1 protein-coding gene is annotated in these 258 nt (G+C 41.1%); it reads left to right on the forward strand.

Features of this window, described 5'->3' with window-relative positions; genetic code table 11:
• Positions 1 to 47: 47 nt before the first annotated feature.
• The coding region (locus tag E2K52_RS14990; protein WP_151205749.1) for a helix-turn-helix domain-containing protein at positions 48 to 258 on the forward strand (211 nt) is incomplete at its 3' end.

Here is a 258-nt window from a genome sequence, read left to right on the forward strand (position 1 = left end):
GATGAGCTAGCATTTTGCTTCCGACCGACCAAAGTCAAAGTTGCATCATGAACTATACTCATCTTACTCAAGAAGAAAGATATCAGATTTCTACATTGTTACGTGAAGGTTTTTCTAAGCGTTATATTGCTTGGAGGCTAAATCGCTCACCTTCCACTATTTCCAGAGAAATAGCACGCAATCGGGCAAGGAATGGTTATTTCGCTCAACATGCCCATAAATTAGCTCGCAGACGGCATTGTCCTAATCCCAAAAGAA

The sequence above is a fragment of the Acinetobacter sp. RF14B genome (assembly GCF_006864105.1).
Taxonomy (GTDB): Bacteria; Pseudomonadota; Gammaproteobacteria; order Pseudomonadales; family Moraxellaceae; genus Acinetobacter; species Acinetobacter lwoffii_C.